16 protein-coding genes are annotated in these 17,335 nt (G+C 63.2%); 7 read left to right on the plus strand and 9 right to left on the minus strand.

The annotated features are described in order from the left end of the window. Positions 1-102 precede the first annotated feature (102 nt). The 4 genes from ACZ5V4_RS08735 to ACZ5V4_RS08750 all read right to left on the minus strand — a co-directional run bounded on the left by ACZ5V4_RS08735 (position 103) and on the right by ACZ5V4_RS08750 (position 3,879). Complete coding sequence (locus ACZ5V4_RS08735) at positions 103-666, minus strand: hypothetical protein (protein WP_464317797.1); 564 nt, start codon at positions 664-666, stop codon at positions 103-105. 337 nt (positions 667-1,003) lie between these two features. Further along, positions 1,004-1,714 carry an MgtC/SapB family protein gene (locus tag ACZ5V4_RS08740; protein ID WP_464317798.1) on the minus strand — a complete coding sequence of 237 codons (711 nt, stop codon included), beginning with the start codon at positions 1,712-1,714 and terminating at the stop codon, positions 1,004-1,006. Between the two features lie 209 nt (positions 1,715-1,923). Next, positions 1,924-3,372: an outer membrane homotrimeric porin gene (locus ACZ5V4_RS08745; protein WP_464317799.1), complete on the minus strand. Its 1,449-nt coding sequence runs from the start codon at positions 3,370-3,372 to the stop codon at positions 1,924-1,926. Between the two features lie 123 nt (positions 3,373-3,495). Then, the gene (locus ACZ5V4_RS08750; protein ID WP_464317800.1) at positions 3,496-3,879 is read right to left on the minus strand and encodes a hypothetical protein; all 384 of its coding nucleotides are present in this window, start codon (positions 3,877-3,879) and stop codon (positions 3,496-3,498) included. Positions 3,880-4,051: 172 nt separating this feature from the next. Here ACZ5V4_RS08750 and purT point away from each other — a divergent pair, with 172 nt between their 5' ends. Further along, positions 4,052-5,233: a formate-dependent phosphoribosylglycinamide formyltransferase gene (gene purT / locus ACZ5V4_RS08755; protein WP_464314466.1), complete on the plus strand. Its 1,182-nt coding sequence runs from the start codon at positions 4,052-4,054 to the stop codon at positions 5,231-5,233. 48 nt (positions 5,234-5,281) lie between these two features. On the opposite strand, the gene nudC is transcribed toward purT, so the two are convergent. Continuing rightward, positions 5,282-6,115 (minus strand): NAD(+) diphosphatase, encoded by an 834-nt coding sequence (nudC, locus tag ACZ5V4_RS08760; protein ID WP_464314467.1) that lies wholly within the window; start codon positions 6,113-6,115, stop codon positions 5,282-5,284. Positions 6,116-6,345: 230 nt separating this feature from the next. On the opposite strand from nudC, the gene ACZ5V4_RS08765 reads away from it, so the two are divergent. After that, a complete protein-coding gene (locus tag ACZ5V4_RS08765) occupies positions 6,346-6,753 on the plus strand; it encodes a (R)-mandelonitrile lyase (RefSeq protein WP_464314468.1) in 408 nt (135 codons plus the stop codon). 54 nt (positions 6,754-6,807) lie between these two features. On the opposite strand, the gene ACZ5V4_RS08770 is transcribed toward ACZ5V4_RS08765, so the two are convergent. The 3 genes from ACZ5V4_RS08770 to ACZ5V4_RS08780 all read right to left on the minus strand — a co-directional run bounded on the left by ACZ5V4_RS08770 (position 6,808) and on the right by ACZ5V4_RS08780 (position 10,552). Continuing rightward, positions 6,808-9,282 (minus strand): PAS domain S-box protein, encoded by a 2,475-nt coding sequence (locus ACZ5V4_RS08770; protein WP_464314469.1) that lies wholly within the window; start codon positions 9,280-9,282, stop codon positions 6,808-6,810. A 207-nt stretch (positions 9,283-9,489) separates the two neighbouring features. Then, on the minus strand, positions 9,490-9,795 hold the full coding sequence (locus ACZ5V4_RS08775; RefSeq protein WP_464314470.1) for a hypothetical protein: 306 nt from the start codon (positions 9,793-9,795) through the stop codon (positions 9,490-9,492). Between the two features lie 334 nt (positions 9,796-10,129). Beyond that, a complete protein-coding gene (locus ACZ5V4_RS08780) occupies positions 10,130-10,552 on the minus strand; it encodes a hypothetical protein (protein ID WP_464314471.1) in 423 nt (140 codons plus the stop codon). Positions 10,553-11,143: 591 nt separating this feature from the next. Here ACZ5V4_RS08780 and ACZ5V4_RS08785 point away from each other — a divergent pair. Continuing rightward, the gene (locus ACZ5V4_RS08785; RefSeq protein ID WP_464314472.1) at positions 11,144-11,287 is read left to right on the plus strand and encodes a hypothetical protein; all 144 of its coding nucleotides are present in this window, start codon (positions 11,144-11,146) and stop codon (positions 11,285-11,287) included. Between the two features lie 106 nt (positions 11,288-11,393). On the opposite strand, the gene ACZ5V4_RS08790 is transcribed toward ACZ5V4_RS08785, so the two are convergent. Next, positions 11,394-11,687 (minus strand): RNA recognition motif domain-containing protein, encoded by a 294-nt coding sequence (locus ACZ5V4_RS08790; RefSeq protein WP_464314473.1) that lies wholly within the window; start codon positions 11,685-11,687, stop codon positions 11,394-11,396. Positions 11,688-11,991: 304 nt separating this feature from the next. Here ACZ5V4_RS08790 and ACZ5V4_RS08795 point away from each other — a divergent pair, with 304 nt between their 5' ends. The 4 genes from ACZ5V4_RS08795 (at position 11,992) to ACZ5V4_RS08810 (ending at position 17,334) form a co-directional block, all read left to right on the plus strand. Next, positions 11,992-12,336: a DUF2779 domain-containing protein gene (locus ACZ5V4_RS08795; protein ID WP_464314474.1), complete on the plus strand. Its 345-nt coding sequence runs from the start codon at positions 11,992-11,994 to the stop codon at positions 12,334-12,336. A 186-nt stretch (positions 12,337-12,522) separates the two neighbouring features. Then, entirely contained in the window at positions 12,523-13,236 is a 714-nt protein-coding gene (locus ACZ5V4_RS08800; protein WP_464314475.1) for a PTS sugar transporter subunit IIA, read from the plus strand. 50 nt (positions 13,237-13,286) lie between these two features. Beyond that, positions 13,287-15,293, plus strand: a complete 2,007-nt coding sequence (locus ACZ5V4_RS08805; protein ID WP_464314476.1) for a proton-conducting transporter transmembrane domain-containing protein — start codon at positions 13,287-13,289, stop codon at positions 15,291-15,293. A gap of 121 nt (positions 15,294-15,414) precedes the next feature. After that, complete coding sequence (locus tag ACZ5V4_RS08810; RefSeq protein ID WP_464314477.1) at positions 15,415-17,334, plus strand: proton-conducting transporter transmembrane domain-containing protein; 1,920 nt, start codon at positions 15,415-15,417, stop codon at positions 17,332-17,334. Position 17,335: the final 1 nt, after the last annotated feature.

A 17,335-nucleotide genomic window follows, 5' to 3' on the forward strand; every position in this document is an offset into this window, starting at 1 on the left:
GGGCGCGGATGGTTGGCCGGGCGGTCGGCGCTGAGTGGCGGAGCCCGGCGGCTCGAATTGATATGCAAATTCCGGGCCGAATGAGGAGAGGCGCGCCCTGCCCTACCTCGCTCTCGCGGCCTCCCGCGCCCGCCGCACCTGCTTCGGGTACCACGTCGAGAAGAACGCCGCCCCCACCAGCAGGATGTACGACAGCAACTCGTACCCCAACTCGCCCATGGCGAAATGTTCCTTCTTCCCCAGCGCCAGCAGGGCGTTGGCCGTGAACACCGCGCCCCAGGCGGACGTGATCAGCATGTTTGTCCTCAAGAAGCCCGGGTCGTCCCAGAGCGACGGGTCCACGTGCTCCCTGGCGTAGTCCAGGGTGAAGGGCCTGCCCAAGGCCACCGTGAGCCACGTGGACCCGGCCAGCGCGCCGTTGGCCAGCACGCCCATCCAGGCCACGGCCCACATGTTCTCGAACCCGGCCACGGCCACCGCCGCGAACGCGAAGAACGCGAGCCCGGACCAGAGGACGATCCCCCTGTGCAGCCGGGCCACGCCCATGACCACGCTGAGCCCCAGGGCCACCAGAAGCCCGGCCTTGAGCCGCGCCAGGCTCCCCTGGGCGATGACCAGAAACGCCAACCACGGCGCGAACGCCAGAAGCAATTTCAGAAACTGCACCGCCCCTCCCTGTTGATGAAGCTCCACGCGTTCCGGGCCGCACGCCGGCATGCCCGACCAGCCCGGGAACACACCCGGGGTCATGGATGACCCAAGCGCGCCCCGGCATCAAGCGACAAAAACGTGACCATCACCTTCAAACGGTGAGCATCCCTGCCTTTTGCCGGAACGCGTTCCCGCGCGCACCGTACCGGACCAGCCCGCGAGGCGTCCCCCTTCCCTCGGGCGCGCCGCCGAGCCGCTCCCGCTGACCGGAGCCGGACGCCTGGAGAACCAGGCGGCGAGGCCCAGCAGGCGCAGGGGCGCGGAGCACGATCGGGGCGCAGGCGCGACAGGGTCACTCCTCCAGGGCGGGGTCCCCGGAGTCGAGGACCTCCCAGCGGATGGCGCTCACCACGGCCTCCAGGCTCAGGCGGGACACGGCCTGCTCGAGAACGCTGTCGCAGCAGCCCTCGCAATAGAGCTCCGCGCGCACTTCGAGCCTGCTGGGGTCGGCCTGGTCCTCGCTGTGCAGGGAGCGCAGCTTGAGCGGGGAGTTGCCCAGTATCTGGAGCAGAAGCGCCCGGATGTACTGCTCGCTCTCGGAAGCGCACACCGCCCAGATCATGTAGCGGTTGACGCGCCCGGAACGCTCCCTGGGCTGCATGTTGATCCTCCTGGCCACGGGCCGCAACAGGACGTTGACCGCGAGGATGCCCGCCGCGCCGCACGCCGCGAACAGCGCGGCCCCCGAACCGGCCAGGGTGCCCACGGCGGCCGCCCCCCACAGCGTGGCGGCCGTGTTCAGGCCCCTGATGTTCAGGCCCTCGCGCATGATCACGCCTGCGCCCAGAAAGCCGATGCCCGAGACGACCTGGGCGGCCATGCGGCTCTGGCCCGCCTCCTCGCCGTTCAGATGCGACAGGCCCACGAACATGGCCGCTCCCGTGGCGACCAGCGCGTTGGTGCGCAACCCGGCCATGCCTTGCCTCCACTGCCGCTCGAACCCGATGGCCGTCCCGAGCAGCAACGCGATTCCAATTCTTGTGATGAATTCTTCAACAGACATGATCATCGATTCCTATAAACTTTTCTTTTACCCAAAACGAACCAGTGTTTACCCATGATGCAACATTTTGTCACCCCCTTAACCACTACGAATGAAATCATCATGTTGGCATCAAAACAGGAAAATAAAGTAGCCTCAGGAAACAAAAAAAGAGGGCGCTCCCTGGGAGCGCCCCCTCTGCTTTCCCCTTCAGCACAAGAAGGCTGAAATCAGAACTGGTAGCGCAGGCCGAAGGCCACCTTGAACGGGTCGCCCTCGAGGCTCTGGCTGTACAGCCTGCGCCCCCACACGGACTTCTGGAACGAGCCGTGGGCCCAGCCGGACTCCACGATCAGGGCCAGGTTCTCGTAGATGTCGTACTGGTGGTCGAAGTTGACGGCCAGCAGGTACTCCTGGGTGGTCAGGTCGCGGCCCATCTGCACGTACACGCCCGTGCCCGTGAGCGCGTTGGCCGTGCGCAGGCCCCTCGGGGAGTTGGTGCCGCGAACGTAGGTGAAGGTCAGGCGGTGGCTCAGGTCCTTGATGAAGGACACCTTGTTGAGCGAGGCGCTGAAGCCCCAGTTGCCCACGTTGTTCACGCCCATGACGCTGCGGTTGTAGGCCTGGTTGCTGTCGAACAGAAACGAGCTGGACGGGCCCCAGTAGCCCACCACCATGGGCATGCGCTCCGAGCCGTTCACCGTGGAGCCGTCCTCGCCCGTGGAGTACCAGAAGGCCAGCTGCGGCGTGGCCCAGTCGAAGCCCGTGTACTCGGCGGCCACGTCGAAAAAGAGGCCGCCGCGCCGGTTCTTGGCCCTGTCGCCGGCGTTGCCCTCGCCGTAGATCACGTCCGCGTAGAACTTGAAGGGGTCGAGGGCCGTGCACGCCAGGGCCGCCCCGGCCCACCAGTAGAGGTTCTGGGCGTTGCGGAAGCCCAGCGGGGCCACCACGGTGCCCGCCGAGAGCAGGTTGGAGGCCAGGGTCTGGCCCACGCTGCTGTTGGAGAGGCCCACGCCGGTGAGGAAGTCGGCGTCGCGCCCCACCACCCCGATCATTCCCCAGGGCGTGGCCGAAAAGCCGCCCAGGGTGATGGGCAGGGTCAGGAAGTAGCCGTCGATCTCGTCCGCCACCTGGGTGGTGGTGGGGTCGAAGTCCCGGTTGGTGTCCATGAACCGGGAGAACCCGCCGACGAGCTCGACCTGCTCCGAGATGGGGATGTCGATCACTATTGCGGCGGAGCGCGTACCGCCGAACACGGGGTTGGTGTTGAAGATGCCGGTGGAGGAAACGGGCAGGGCCCAGTCCTGGTATCCCGCCGTGACCTCGGCCCCGGTGCCGGGCCACTTGAACTGGAGGTAGGCCTGCCACACCTGGATGGAGACGGCCGGGTTGTCCACCGTGAGGTAGTTGTTGCCCCAGGCGGTGTTGTTGGCGCGAATCGAAAAGCGGAACTTGAGCCCCTCGTGGGCGATGAAGTCGGTGCGCAGGCGGAAGCGCTGCCAGATGGTGAAGGCGTCCTCGGTCTGCGTGGCGCTGGCGTTCCAGCCCGTGAAGTTCCTCTGGGTGAAGAAGGTGCCGTGTATGCGGGCGTCGCCGACCATCCTCACTTCCGTGGCCAGGGCCGCTGCGGCGGTGGAGAAAAGAATCGACAACAGAAGGCAGACGGCACGCTTTTTCATGGCGGACGCTCCTGTTTCAGGCTTCTTGGGTCACGTCTTATTTGGTTTTCCGACACTCTCCCTCGACTTTGATTTCAAGGCGCGTCGCTTTCCGCTGCGCGAGCCCGGCTTCGCGGCCGGGGACTACTTCCTCGGCCTGGAGTAGGGATTGTCCTTCCAGGGCTCGTCCTGGTAGCCGTCGAACTCCTTGTAGCGGCCCAGGCTGCCGGGCGCGAGGCCGGCGGGCAGGCCGCCCTTGCTCCAGATGCCTCCCTTGAAGGAGAAGTATGCTCCGGAGGCCGGGTCCATGTAGATGTTGTGCGACGGATAGTAGCGGTAGCGCTGCTTGGCCCTGTACCCGTGGGCGGGCGCCCAGGGCGGCGGCCCCTTGGGCTTGGCCTGGCCGGGCGGCACGAACCCGTCGGTGTCCGGGCCGGGGTAATGGTCCTTCTTCTTTGCCAGCACGTCCTCGCCGGAAGCGAGCACGCTTGCCGCGAACAACATGGCGATGATTGCCGGGCGCTTCATAAGCACTCCTTCGATGGCATTGTCTCCGTTCTATAGAGGAGATTGCACGTTGTAAAGCGCGCTTCCGCCCATGTTGGCACCACGCCGTGAGGCGGCCTCCTGCGGAAATTGTCCTCCCGGGCGCTTCCATGTATCCTCGGGGCGCACGCATTTTTCCAACAAGGAGACTTCAATGGCGATCATCGGCACGCCGCTTACACCTTCCGCGACCAGACTCATGCTCCTGGGCTCCGGCGAGCTCGGCAAGGAGGTGGCCATCGAAGCCCAGCGCCTGGGCGTCGAGGTCATCGCCGTGGACCGCTACCCCGGCGCGCCAGCCATGCAGGTGGCGCACCGCTCCCACGTGGTGAGCATGCTCGACGCCCAGGCCCTGCGCCGGATCATCGAGGAGGAGAAGCCCCACTTCATCGTGCCCGAGATCGAGGCCATCGCCACCGAGGAGCTCCTGAAGCTCGAAGCCGAGGGCTTCACCGTGGTGCCCACGGCCAGGGCCGCCCGGCTGACCATGGACCGCGAGGGCATCCGCCGCCTGGCCGCCGAGGAGTTGAAGCTCGCCACCTCGCCCTACCGCTTCGCGGACACCAGGGAGGAGTTCATGGCCGCCTGCCGCGAGGTGGGCTTCCCCTGCGTGGTCAAGCCGGTGATGTCCTCCTCGGGCAAAGGCCAGAGCGTGGCCCGCGACGAGGCCCAGGCCGGGGAATGCTGGGAGTACGCCCAGACCGCCGGGAGGGCCGGGGCCGGGCGGGTCATCGTGGAGGGGTTCGTGGACTTCGACTACGAGATCACGCTTCTGACCGTGCGCCACGCCGGTGGCGTGAGCTTCTGCGAGCCCATCGGCCACCGCCAGGAAAAGGGCGACTACCGCGAGTCCTGGCAGCCCCACCCCATGAGCGGCCAGGCCCTGGCCGAGGCCAGGCGCATGGCCGAGGCCGTGACCGGAGCCCTCGGCGGGCGGGGCATCTTCGGGGTGGAACTCTTCGTCAAGGGCGACGCCGTGCTCTTCTCCGAGGTGTCGCCCAGGCCCCACGACACGGGCATGGTCACGCTCATCTCCCAGGACCTCTCCGAGTTCGCCCTGCACGTGCGGGCCATCCTGGGCCTGCCCGTGCCCGCCGTCCGCCTGTACGGCCCGGCGGCCTCCCGCGTGATCCTGGCCGAGGGGGAGTCGTCCTCGCCCGCCTACGAGATCGCGCCCGAGGCCCTGGCCGAGCCGGACACGTCCATCCGCCTCTTCGGCAAGCCCGAGGTGAAGGGCCTTCGGCGCATGGGCGTGGCCCTGGCCCTGGGCCGCGACGTGGAGAACGCCAAGGCCAAGGCCGTCCGCGCGGCCTCGCTGGTCGCCGTCAAGATGTAAGCCCTGGACGTACGGGGAGCGGGGGCCGGGCGGCCCGCCGCTCCCTTTTCACACCTCGCCGTTGCGGAACGCCAGGATCATGTCCCAGGTCAGGCTGAACCGGGGCTCGTCGCCCGGGAGCTCCGACCGTTGGTGCCATCCCGCCTCGGACAACTCCCCCGGGTCGAGGGTTATGGCCGCGTCGCCCCGCAGGTCCGCGAAAAAGCCCATCAGGAGCGACTGGGAAAAGGCCCAGGGCTGGCTCTTGTAGTAACGCACGTTGGCGACCTTCAGGCCGACCTCTTCCATCACCTCGCGCTCCACGGCCGCCTCGGGCGTTTCACCTGGGTCCACGAATCCGGCGATCAGCCCGTAATTCTTGTATTCCCTGCCGTTGTACTTGGTCAGCAGCAGGGACTCGCCGTGCCTGATGCCCACCATGATCGCCGGGGATATCCTCGGGTACTTCACCAGCCCGCACCCCGGGCAATGGAGCGCCCGCTCCCCGTGCTTGGGCAGCATGGGGGCGGCGCACTGCCCGCAGTACCTGTTGTTCGCGTACCAGAGCGCGAAATGAAACGCGGTGGCCGTGGCGAAAGCCAGAAGATGCGGCTCCATCCTGCGCACGGCGCCCGCGTTCTCGTATGCGTAGGGCTTGAACGCGTCGATCTCGTCCAGCGAATGGTAGAACGTGACGCCGTCCACCGAGAACAGGTTGATCAGCCTGTCCGCCCTGGCCTGGAGAAGGCGGCGCGCCTGTCCGTAGGTGGGGACGGCCAGCGTGCCCTGGCTTGCGTCCAGCAGCACCCGCCCGGCCTTGAGGAAGAGGACGTGGTCCTTTTCCCCGGGCCCGCCGCGCGTGGGGTCGTAGGTAAGCTTGTGGGGATCGATATCCTGGAACATGACCTGGCCCTTTCTGGAATCTCTCGCGGGGGGAAGCCCCGGCGTTTCGCCCAGGATGTTCCCGGGGAAGGCCGCCGTCAAGGCCGGAGGCGCCCGTGGACTCCCGCGCGCCGGACGCGAACGGCGCGCTTTCCCAACTGCGCGATTGCTTCCGGGGCTCTTTTCCCTGCATACTCGGGCCGGACCGCGACGCGTGTCCACCCGCCACGAGGCGAAAGGAGAAACAGGACATGGAGATCAAAAGAAACGGGTCCCAGGCTTCCCTGGTTGGCCTCGCGGAACGCTACACCGGCCCGGTGCGCGTGGACCCGCTGCTCCCCGAGGCGCGCGACCCCGCCCGCGTGACCGCAACCAGCGTCACCTTCGAGCCGGGAGCCCGCACGGTCTGGCACCGCCACCCCCTGGGCCAGGCGCTCATCGTCACGTCCGGGTGCGGGCTGGTGCAGCGCCTGGGCGGCCCCGTGGAGGAGATCAGGCCCGGGGACGTGGTCTGGATCGAGCCCAACGAGAAGCATTGGCACGGCGCGCGGGCCGACACCGCCATGACCCACATCGCCATCCAGGAGCAGTTGGACGGCAGCACCGCGCAGTGGCTGGAGATGGTCCCCGAGAAGGAATACCGCGCGGCGAGGACGTAAGGGGCAGGACCGGCTAGGGGCGTCGTCCCGCCTGGACACGCCCCCGTTCCGCCTTCAGTCCGCCAAACCTTCGGCGGACTGCCCGGGTTCGCGCCCGCTGCCGCCCACGGGCAACTCGATGGTGAAGCGCGTGCCCTTGCCGGGCGAAGACTCCACGGAGACGTTCCCCCCGTGGTTGGTGGTGACGATGAAATAGGACACGGACAGGCCGAGCCCCGTGCCCTCCTTGGGGCCCTTGGTGGTGAAGAAGGGCTCGAAGATCCGCTTGCGCACGGCTTCCTCCATGCCCGGCCCGTTGTCCTCCAGGGTGATGACCGCGTTGCCGCCCTGGAGCGCCGTGCGCAGGCGCAGGACGGGGTGCTCGCCCGGGGCGTAGTCCTTGGTGGCCATGGCCTGGGCGGCGTTCTTCAGCAGGTTCAGCATCACCTGCTCGATCTCCGTGCGGGAGCAGTGCACGGCAGGGACTCCGGGTGAGTATCCGCGCACGATCTCCACGTGGCGGAAGTCGTACTTCTTCTTGAGGTCGTAGTCGCTCGCCACCAGTTCCAGGCTCTTGTCCAGGATGTCGGCGAGGTCGGCGAACTCCTTGCTGCTCTCGCTGCGCCTGCTGAATTCGAGCATGTTGGAGACGATCCTGGCTGCCCGAAGCCCGGCCTCCCGGATGTTCTCCAGAAACCACGGCACGTTGCGCTTTTCAAGAAAGGCGTACACTGCGTCCATGTCGCAGCCCGCCTCGCCGGCGGCCTTCCTGTTGGCCTCGCGCGACGGGTCCAGGTAGCGCAGCACCACCTGGGAGGACTGGAGGATGGCCCCCAGCGGGTTGTTGATCTCGTGGGCCATGCCCGCGGCCAATCCGCCCACTGACATCATCTTCTCGCTCTGGACCATCATCTCGGCCAGGCGCACCCGTTCGGTGACGTCGTCGATGCGCAGCACCGCGCCCTCCACGCCGTTGGCCACCAGGGGATAGATGAGCAGGTCCTGGTAGCGGACCTCGCCCTGCTCGACCACGGGCCGCCGCTCCAGCAGCAGGGGCTTGCGCTCGCGTATCGCCCGGCGGATGTCCTCCATGCGCGCCGCGTACTCGGGGAACACGCTGTCCATGGCCAGCCCCAGGGGGGTGCTCTCCGGGTCGGGCAGGCGCTTGGACGCCTCCACGTTGAGCAGGGTGATCTGGCCCTCGGCGTCCACCCCGATGACCACCGAGGGCATGGAGTTTATGATGTTGCGGATGTAGTGGCGCGCCCTCTCGAGTTCCTTCTCCACGCGCTTGCGCTCGGAGACGTCCTGCATGACCGACAGGGCGTAGAGCCCGTTGCCCTGCTCGTCCCGGATGAGCGAGGCCGTGAGGTCGACCCACACCACGGCACCGTCCTTGCGGACGTAGCGTTTCTCCATCGAGTAGACGGAATACGCCCCCTGTTGCTGCCTGGCGTAGCTGTCCAGGTCTTCCTCCAGGTCGTCGGGGTGGGTCACGTCCTGGAAGGTCATCCCGCCGGTGAGTTCGCCCGCGTCGTACCCCAGGATGTCGCACACCTTGCGGTTGACCATGAGCCAGCGGCCGTCCAGGCCCACGTGCGCCATGCCCACGGCGGCCTGCTCGAAGGCGGAGCGGAACCGCTTTTCACTTTCGGCCAGCGAGGCCGTGGCCTGCCTGAGGTCCTGCGTGCGCCGCCGCACCACCCCGCGGAGGGCGAGCGTTGCCAGGCCCAGCGCCAGGATCGCGCTCGCGAGGCCAACCCCCGACCAGAACGCCCAGCCCGGCAGCCCCTGCTTCTTGGTGAGCCCCACCCAGCGGTCGTAGGACCGGAAGTAGGTCGAATCCTGGTCCTGCTTCATCCTGGCCACGGCCGCGTCGAGTGTCCGGAGGTAGCGGGCGTGCTCGCCCTTGGGCGCGGCGAAATACAGCTTGGCCGGGGAGAAGATGATGTTGGTGCGCTCCACGTTGAACCTGTCCTCGAGGAGCGTCCCGTAGACGTTGGTGCTCACGGCGGCGTCGACCTCGCCCTTGGAGAGCAGGTCCAGCACGGCCGTGTACTCGTTGGCGCGCACGATGGCGAACTTGATCCCGAACTGCTCGCCGAGGCTGCCCAGGGCCGATGTGTAGACGCTCCCTTCCAGGGCCGAGACGCGCTTGCCCTCCAGGTCGAAGAGGTTCTGGATGGGCGCGCCCTTGCGGCGGTAGACCACGCCCCAGTCGAGGAAGAGGTACTCCCGGGTGTAGTCGAGCCTCGCCGCCCGCTCCTGGGACCAGCCGATGCAGGGCAGGACGTCGATCTCCCCGTTCTCGAGCCTCGCCAGGTTCTGCGCCCAGGAGCCGAACACGAACTCCAGGTCCCACTCTTCCCTGGCGGCCACGTCCTTGAGCACGTCCACGAACAGGCCCTGGGCCTGGCCATCCTCGTAAAAGAGCAGCGGGGCGAAATTGTAGACGCCGACTTTGACCGGCGTGCCCGCGAGCGCGGGCAGGGCCTGGGCGGCAAGGAAGAAGACAGCGCAGAGAACCCGCAGGACGCCAAGTAGACGCACCAGACCGCTCCTTGGAGACAAGCGCGACGCCAGGGGCCACGGCCCAGGACACCACCGCTGGGATGCACGGGGGGACGATTTCACCTAAATTGGTGAATGAACCTCTTTTCGGTTTCAATCAAGGGGTATCGGGCGGCGAAAAGGGGCTGCCCGTCGCCCGGACAGCCCCTTGATTTTCAACGAAGCCGGGTGGACTCGCCGCGCGGGCTACTTCTGCCGCTTGGCCACCCCGATGGCCACGACGCTGTCGGTCGGCTTGACGTGGCGGTAGACGATCTCCAGCGTGTCCTTGTTGACTATCCTGCAATCGAAGAAGCCGTCCGTGTCGGAGGCGTACATGTTCTTGCCGTCCGCGGAGATCATGGCGATGAACTTTTCCGCGCCCCGCTCCGAGGTGTAGGTTCCCTTGACGAAGCGGTCGTCCTGGCTTGAAATCTCGATTAGCCCTTTCAGGACCTTCTGCCCTGGCGACCAGTGTGTTTCCTTCGATTCCTTTTCCGCAACGAGCATCATTCCGCCCTTCGACTCCACGTTCCATTTTCCGACCATCGATGGAATTTTACCATCGGCCCAGGCAAACGACGTGGCGAACATGAAAGAGAATACGAACGCGAAAGCGGCTCCGAACCTCATAGCTTGTTCTCCTGACAGGAAGATGGTGCATGCTGACACGGTGACAACGCCGACTTTGCCTCGCGGGGAAAGCACTCCTCGGACTTTTAAAACCTCCCACAAAGAATGGGGAAACGCAAGAAGTCGAGGGGAACGCGCGCGTGGGTCATGGGCATCCGCACCGGGGCGAAGGCGGGCCGGGGGTCGCGAATCGTTGCGAGGGGAGTTCCGCCGGTTATTTCGTGTTCCAGGCGCAGCCATTCTCGCCGGTTGCGTCCATGTCTTCTTCAAACACGAAAACCTTCCCGTCTTTTTTCCGAATATATTGGAATTTACTTATGAGCGCCCCTTGGCTGACAATGACGTAGGTTCCACCAGACCCGTCCGGGGTTGTTTCCTGCCATTGCGCCTCAACCTCGGATGGCCTTCCCGAGGGCCCCCTCTTGAGCTCTTTCTCGGTCATCCGCTTCACGGGAATGGGTTTGCCGCCCTTCTGATAGACCACGGAGCCGAAGCCATCCTTCTCGGAATCGAACACGAACTGAAGCTTGATGGAATTCTTGGAATCGACGGAGCGAAGACACCGGAAATCGTTTTCAGCCGCCAGAGCGTTGCTGCCCATGAGAAGAAAAACAAAAACAACAAACAGCTTGCCCATTGGAACTCCCGTGTAAATCAGAGACACATCATGCGATCAATTGAAGTCAGAGCCTGAAAGGCGACCGGCCAGCCTCGCCCCTTCATGTTTCAGTGTTCACGATAACAAATGGTTATAAATAATCCAGCAAATATCCGCTGGCCCAAAAGGCCGGGCAAACCAGAACGGCCCGGACCTTTCAGTCCCTCCGGGATTCATGAGGAACGGCAGCTTGACCAGTACGCTCGTGCTGGAGAGGTGATGTCGATCAGCACGCCGCCGGCAAGTGCGCCGGCGGAGAGAGCGGGAGTCGAGATGAGGATGTGGACTGACGGGCAGGGCCTGCCTTAGGGCAATTCGCCGCTTGAAGAAGCCCGCCCGGCATATCCCGGTGGACACCTTTTGCAACAGATGATAGTTTTTAATGTTCAAGCTAGGCTCAAGAATCGCGCAGGCTAGCACCACGTCTCCTGCGGCCCGGCCACCGGCCGCGGTGTTGCGGACCGGGCGAAACGTGCGCCCCCTGGGTCGCGTCCCCGTTCCAAGCTTTTCGACGTCTTTAGCGGCGCCCTGCATGCCGTTTACGTTCAACTCCTCACACAAGGACACCCCATGGCCAAGAAGCCGAATTATTCCTTTGAAAAACGCGCCAAAGAGGCAGCCAAGAGCAAGAAGAAGGAAGAGAAGAAGCAGCGCAAGCTGGAGAAGAAAACCGCTGTCCAGGAAGAAGACCAGCAGGAACCCGGGCAGGAATGAGCCCGGCCCTCGCAGGCCAGGGCTGCCCGCCCTTCCGGAACAAAAAAAGGACCAGGAAAACTCCTGGCCCTTCTTCAATACCAAACCAGCCCGAAGGCCTTGGTTTCTACCAGCGGCCGCCGCGGTTTCCACCGCCGTATCCGCCGCCGGAGCGGGGCTTGTCCTGGGCTTCGTTGACCTTCAGGGTGCGGCCGCCCACATCCTTCCCGTTCACGCCCTGGATGGCCGCCATGGCGCCAGCGTCGTCCATTTCCACGAAACCGAAGCCGCGCAGGCGGCCGGTTTCACGGTCGGTGATGAGGGCCACGCTGAGCACCTCGCCGTAAGCGGAGAAAACGTTACGAATTTCATCTTCAGTGGTGCTGAAGGACAGATTGCCGACGTATAATTTCTTGGACATGGGCACCAGTTCCTGGGTTTGGCATGAGTTGTCGCACTGGCGGTTGCCCCGAAACCCGAAGCCCAATGGATGAATGCATGCACGTTATTTGAATTAAAAAACAAAAAATCAGCCGACACGAAACGCTTCCAGAGCCTGGAAACTACCGCTCCCCTTACCCTGTTCTCCTCCCGGGGTCGACACAATTCTTCAGCGGAAGAAGAAAAAGTCCCGCGCGGGAGGAGTGGGGCGGCACCTTCGAGCTTGCCCCGTGCGAACGGGACTTGACGGGCTGCCCGGCCGATTCTTGAGGCCACCCTCAGCCATGGCGCAGTACTGGTGCGCATTGACTGCCTCCCCCGCGGTCCGCAGGGCTCTGTTCTCACGAAAGTCAAATCCCTTCCCCCAGCTTGCCGAAGTTCTCCTAGAGGCGGCCAGCATTCCCGGCCCCATCGCCACGTATGGCCATTTTGAGAAGATGGCCATCGGCATCCTCGCGGAACGAGTCCCGGATCATTCCAGCAACCTCATGGCGCTTCGTGAACGCAGAGTGGACCTGCTGCCTCTTCTCAAACAGCATCATTACCCCCATTGGTGTCAACAAATTGTGTACACACAACATGTTGACAGGGCTACCGTTTTTTATAAAAATACAAAAAGATGGAAGTAGATAACTGTTATGGCGGCGATGCGACCATACATTGAAGTCGCATCTCCTCGTTTGATTATTGTCTGCAGGGTGCTGTTCGACTCGTTTTTTGTGAAAAATGACTGCTCGAGTCCTTAAAAAATTTCATATGCGCGAGACATAAGAAAGCAATAGCCTGCTCAAAACGCCTGAATCAAGGACATGCGTATGAAACTTACGGTCAGTGAAGCGGCGAAGATTTTGAATATGCCCGCGAAGGACATATACAATAAAATAGATCGGGGAGCTATTCCCGTATACAAGATCAATGAAGAATACAGATTCAACAGGGTTGAACTGCTCGAATGGGCCTCATCTCAGCATATAAAAGTCGCTCCAGAGGAGTTTCTCAATATTGAGCCCGACATGGAGCGCCTGCCGAGCTTGGCTGGAAGTTTGAATGCGGGCGGCATTTTTTACGGGGTGGACGGTGAAGACAAGGCTTCGGTCCTGCATGCGGTAATCGACACGATCACATTCCCACCCGGGGAGGAAGTGGACAGGGAGTTTCTCTATCAAGTGCTGCTGGCCCGGGAAGCCCTTGGCTCCACGTGTGTCGGGGATGGGGTCGCCATCCCCCACGTCCGCAATCCCCTGGTATTGCATGTGTCTCATCCATCGATCTGGCTGTGTTTTTTGAAGCACCCGATTAATTTCGGAGCACCTGACGGCTTGCCTGTAAACATTTTGTTTACGCTCATCAGCCCGACGGTCAGGGTCCATCTTCATCTTCTGTCCCGGCTGAGCTTCGCCCTGCTGGACAAGGAATTCAAGGCTGCGCTTAATCGCCAGGCTCCCCGGGAGGAACTGGTGGAGATGGTCTTCCGCATTGAAATGGCGCAGGCCGCGTTGAGCAACGGCAGCGCTGTGCCAATCCGATAATCCGGCCATGCGATTCATGCCATATCTCATCACTCAAAACGGGGTCGCTCATGGCTCTTGAACTCATCGTGGCCGCGGCGTGCCTCATGGGTGCCAGCGGGTTTCCCGGGTTGTGTCTGAGCCGTGAATCGTCATTAGGCCAACGCATGGCGTCGGTGTTGATGTCGGTGGGCGCGATTGTCGGTTTGGCGGGCGTGTATCTTGGTCATGACGCAGAGGAAAGTGCGGCATACATGGTGGCTTGGCCGGTTGCGATCCAATTGTCTGTCGGGATCGACGGTTTAAGCGCGTTCTTCCTGGTCCCTGTATTCTTGATCGGCGGCCTGGGCTCCCTCTATGGCCTGGGCTACTGGCGGCAGCGTGAGCATCCGAGAGACGGCCGAAAATTAGGGCTTTTCTGGGGACTACTCATGCTGGGGATGGCACTTCTGGTTATCAGCAGGCACGGGATGACGTTTTTGCTTGGATGGGAGGTGATGGCCCTCTCGGCTTTCTTTCTGGTCAGCACGGAGGACAGACGCCCCGAATGCCAAAAGGCCGGATGGGTTTACCTGATCGCCACGCATATTGGCACCCTCACCTTGTTTGCCATGTTCACCTTGTGGCGTTCGATGACTGGCTCATTCGATTTGACACCCACGACCTTCGAAGCCACGAGCCAAGGTGCCCGGAACATCCTGTTCTTTCTGGCGCTTCTGGGTTTCGGACTCAAAGCCGGGATGATGCCACTTCACTTCTGGCTCCCAAGCGCACACGCCAACGCCCCGAGCCACGTTTCGGCTGTATTGTCCGGGGTAGTGTTGAAGATGGGTATTTACGGCCTCGTGCGGGTGCTTTCCCTGCTGCCCACTCCCCCTGTTGGATGGGGCGGACTGGTGCTGCTACTCGGCGTGGTCAGTGGCCTTCTCGGTGTGGTGTTCGCCCTGGGCCAGCACGACCTGAAACGGTTGCTGGCCTATCACAGCGTCGAAAACATTGGCATCATCCTCATGGGCCTGGGCCTGGCAATGATAGGCTGCTCAACTGGCCGCGCCGAATGGGTCGTGCTGGGGATGGCTGGATGTTTGTTGCACGTCTGGAACCACGGCCTGTTTAAGTCGCTGCTGTTTTTGTGCGCTGGGTCGGTTCTTCACGGCGCCGGAACCCGGGAGATCGACCACCTGGGCGGACTGGCCAAATCCATGCCCTGGACAGCCGCGATGTTTCTGGTGGGCGCGGTGGCCATATGCGGCCTGCCTCCGCTGAATGGATTCGTCAGCGAGTTCTTTGTGTACCTGGGGCTCATGAACAGCGTTGTGGCCAAGCATGCCGACGGCACGGGCCTGGTGCTGGCCATGCCGGTGCTGGCCATGATCGGCGCCTTGGCCGTGGCCTGCTTCGTGAAGGTGTACGGCGCGGTTTTTCTGGGAAACGCGCGCACAGTCGCAGCGCTGCGCGCCCATGAATCCCCGACCTCAATGCTGGGGCCGATCGCGTTTTTGGCTGCATGTTGCGTCATGATCGGGCTGGCTCCGTCGCTCGTCAGCCCCTTCCTCAATGCCGCAATAGCCAGTTGGATGCGCGCAATCGGGCAGACGCCGGTGCCTGTCCAGAGTCTCGCCCCGCTCACAACCATCGGGGCAATGGCCATCGCCCTGTCCTGTTTGGTTGCCGTGGCTTGCCTGGCCGCCGCGTTTCGCAACCGCGCCCAGTATACCGCAGGCACCTGGGACTGCGGCTACTCCCGGCCCACGGCCCGGATGCAGTACACGGCATCATCTTTTGCCCAGCCGATCGTGCGGATATTCCGAAGAGTTCTCAAGCCGAGGATGCACCTGCCCACTGTGGAAGGGGTGTTTCCTCATGCGACTGCCATGCAGAGCCATGTCGATGATATCGTGATGGAGCGCATGCTCCTTCCCTTCGGCAGGCTCGCGGAACGATGGTTTCATAAGGCACATCGCTTTCAACAGGGCCTGGTGCAAAACTATCTCTTATACATAGTTATCGTGCTGGTCGTGATGCTCATCGCGCTTTTGCCTGCTGGGGAGTTTTACGCGCGCCTTTTTGTCCGTTGATGCATGGGGCGCAGATCTGGAGTCTGACCTTGTTCCAAACCGAGGTGTTGTCGTGATGTCTGGTGTGGGGATTATTTTGATGGGAGCCGGGCTGTTGTCCGCAAGTGGAGTGTGCGGCTGCATGTTCCCGCTGCGGTCGCTGGCCGGGCAGAGGCTTGCGACGCTGGTCATGGCCTTGGGCAGTGCGTTTGGGCTGTACGGGATATGGCTGGCGTGTACCGGGCCGGGGCCGCAATCCATCCAGCTGCCCTGGTTTCTTCCCTGGGGAAGTTTCTCCATGGCCGCTGATCCGGTCAGCATCCTCTTCCTTGTCCCGGTGTTCGTCATACCCACCCTGGGGTCATTATACGGCTGGCAATACTGGAAGCATTCCGATCATCCACAAGGCGGGCGCCGGGTCATCCTCTCATACGGATTCCTGGCTGGAGCGATGGCCCTCGTCGTCCTTGCTCGTGACGGGCTGCTGTTTCTCATCGCCTGGGAGGTTATGGCCGTCTCCGCCTACTTTGCGGCAACCGCCGAGGAGAACAACCCGGATGTGCGCCAGGCCGGCTGGGTTTACCTGATCGCCACCCACATGGGTACGCTCTGCCTGCTGGCCATGTTCGCCCTGTGGCGGCACGCCACAGGGACGTTCGCGCTGCAGGCCGTGCAGGCGATGCCGGAGGCCTTGGCCGGGAGCATATTCGTGCTGGCCCTGGTCGGCTTCGGGTTCAAGGCGGGGCTTATGCCCGTGCATGTCTGGCTGCCAGGGGCCCACGCGAATGCCCCGAGCCACGTCTCGGCGGTGATGTCGGGCGTCATGCTCAAGATGGGGATATACGGCATTGTGCGCATGACTGCGCTGCTGCCCCTCGGGGAGGCGTGGTGGGGGGCGACCCTTCTCGCCACGGGGGCTGTCTCCGCCGTGGTAGGCATCGCCTTCGCCATGGGACAGCGAGACATCAAGAGGCTACTGGCCTACAGCAGCATCGAGAATATCGGCATCGTGGCCATGGGCTTGGGGCTGGCCTTGCTCGGCCGTTCGTTTGACAAGGCGGAGCTTATTGCACTGGGGCTTGGTGGGGCTCTGTTTCATGTCTGGAATCACAGTCTCTTCAAATCCCTCCTGTTTTTCAATGCCGGCGCGGTGATCCATGCGGCCCACACACGGGACATGGACCGTCTTGGCGGTCTTGCCAAGCAAATGCCGAGGGTCGCCTCGCTTTTTTTCGCTGGGGCGGTGGCCATTTCCGCGCTCCCCCCGCTCAATGGATTCGCCGGAGAATGGCTGCTCTACCTCGGCTTCTTTCATGGCCTGGACCAGTCCCTGGGCAAGTCCGGAGCCGCCGTGGGCCTGGCCGCGGTCGTTCTGGCGAGCGTCGGGGCCATGGTCCTGGCCTGTTTCGTCAAGGCTTTCGGCTCGATCTTTCTGGGTTCGCCACGGAGCGATAACGTGCGCCACATCAAGGATCCGCACCAGAGCATGCTCATCCCGATGATGCTTCTCACTGCCGGATGCCTGGGGTTAGGTTTGGTCCCCATGGCGGTTGCGCCGATGCTTGAAAAGGCCATCCAGGCCTGGAGCGGGTCGGAAAAGCTATTGGACAAGCCCCTTCTCGCGGCGTTCGCGCCCTTACCGTCAATCTCGGCCGTGGGACTGTTTTTCGTGGTCATCGCGGCCGCGTTGATTGCCATCGCCATCAGGCTGATGCGGGCCAATCCCCCGCGCAAAGCCCCGACATGGGACTGCGGCTACTCCCGGACCAACGCCCGCATCCAGTATACCGGCACATCTTTTGTCCAGTCCCTTGTGCGTTTGTTCCGGTTCGTTCTCTTTCCGAAGTTCGTCGATCCTGCGTTGCGGGGCTATTTCCCGGGAAGAACCCAATTCCGGATGGTTGTCATTGATGTAGTCCTCGATCGCTTTGCTGTTCCGCTTTTCCTTGCCAGCGGAAGATTGTTTTCCTCCCTTCGCATTATGCAGCAAGGACACACACATCTGTACATTATGTACATTGTGAGCGTAGTTCTCATTCTGATGATGCTCGGATCTTTGTGAG

The organism is Fundidesulfovibrio sp. YSD1 (genome assembly GCF_055397115.1).

Excerpts from the sequence above, each read along its gene's own strand:
- ACZ5V4_RS08780 (WP_464314471.1), bottom strand. The coding sequence starts at position 10,552 with ATGGGCAAGCTGTTTGTTGTTTTTGTTTTTCTTCTCATGGGCAGCAAC.
- purT (WP_464314466.1), top strand. The coding sequence starts at position 4,052 with ATGGCGATCATCGGCACGCCGCTTACACCTTCCGCGACCAGACTCATG.
- ACZ5V4_RS08790 (WP_464314473.1), bottom strand. The coding sequence starts at position 11,687 with ATGTCCAAGAAATTATACGTCGGCAATCTGTCCTTCAGCACCACTGAA.
- ACZ5V4_RS08785 (WP_464314472.1), top strand. The coding sequence starts at position 11,144 with ATGGCCAAGAAGCCGAATTATTCCTTTGAAAAACGCGCCAAAGAGGCA.
- nudC (WP_464314467.1), bottom strand. The coding sequence starts at position 6,115 with ATGTTCCAGGATATCGATCCCCACAAGCTTACCTACGACCCCACGCGC.
- ACZ5V4_RS08745 (WP_464317799.1), bottom strand. The coding sequence starts at position 3,372 with ATGAAAAAGCGTGCCGTCTGCCTTCTGTTGTCGATTCTTTTCTCCACC.
- ACZ5V4_RS08750 (WP_464317800.1), bottom strand. The coding sequence starts at position 3,879 with ATGAAGCGCCCGGCAATCATCGCCATGTTGTTCGCGGCAAGCGTGCTC.
- ACZ5V4_RS08810 (WP_464314477.1), top strand. The coding sequence starts at position 15,415 with ATGTTCCCGCTGCGGTCGCTGGCCGGGCAGAGGCTTGCGACGCTGGTC.
- ACZ5V4_RS08805 (WP_464314476.1), top strand. The coding sequence starts at position 13,287 with ATGGCTCTTGAACTCATCGTGGCCGCGGCGTGCCTCATGGGTGCCAGC.
- ACZ5V4_RS08775 (WP_464314470.1), bottom strand. The coding sequence starts at position 9,795 with ATGATGCTCGTTGCGGAAAAGGAATCGAAGGAAACACACTGGTCGCCA.
- ACZ5V4_RS08795 (WP_464314474.1), top strand. The coding sequence starts at position 11,992 with ATGGCGCAGTACTGGTGCGCATTGACTGCCTCCCCCGCGGTCCGCAGG.
- ACZ5V4_RS08800 (WP_464314475.1), top strand. The coding sequence starts at position 12,523 with ATGAAACTTACGGTCAGTGAAGCGGCGAAGATTTTGAATATGCCCGCG.
- ACZ5V4_RS08765 (WP_464314468.1), top strand. The coding sequence starts at position 6,346 with ATGGAGATCAAAAGAAACGGGTCCCAGGCTTCCCTGGTTGGCCTCGCG.
- ACZ5V4_RS08740 (WP_464317798.1), bottom strand. The coding sequence starts at position 1,714 with ATGTCTGTTGAAGAATTCATCACAAGAATTGGAATCGCGTTGCTGCTC.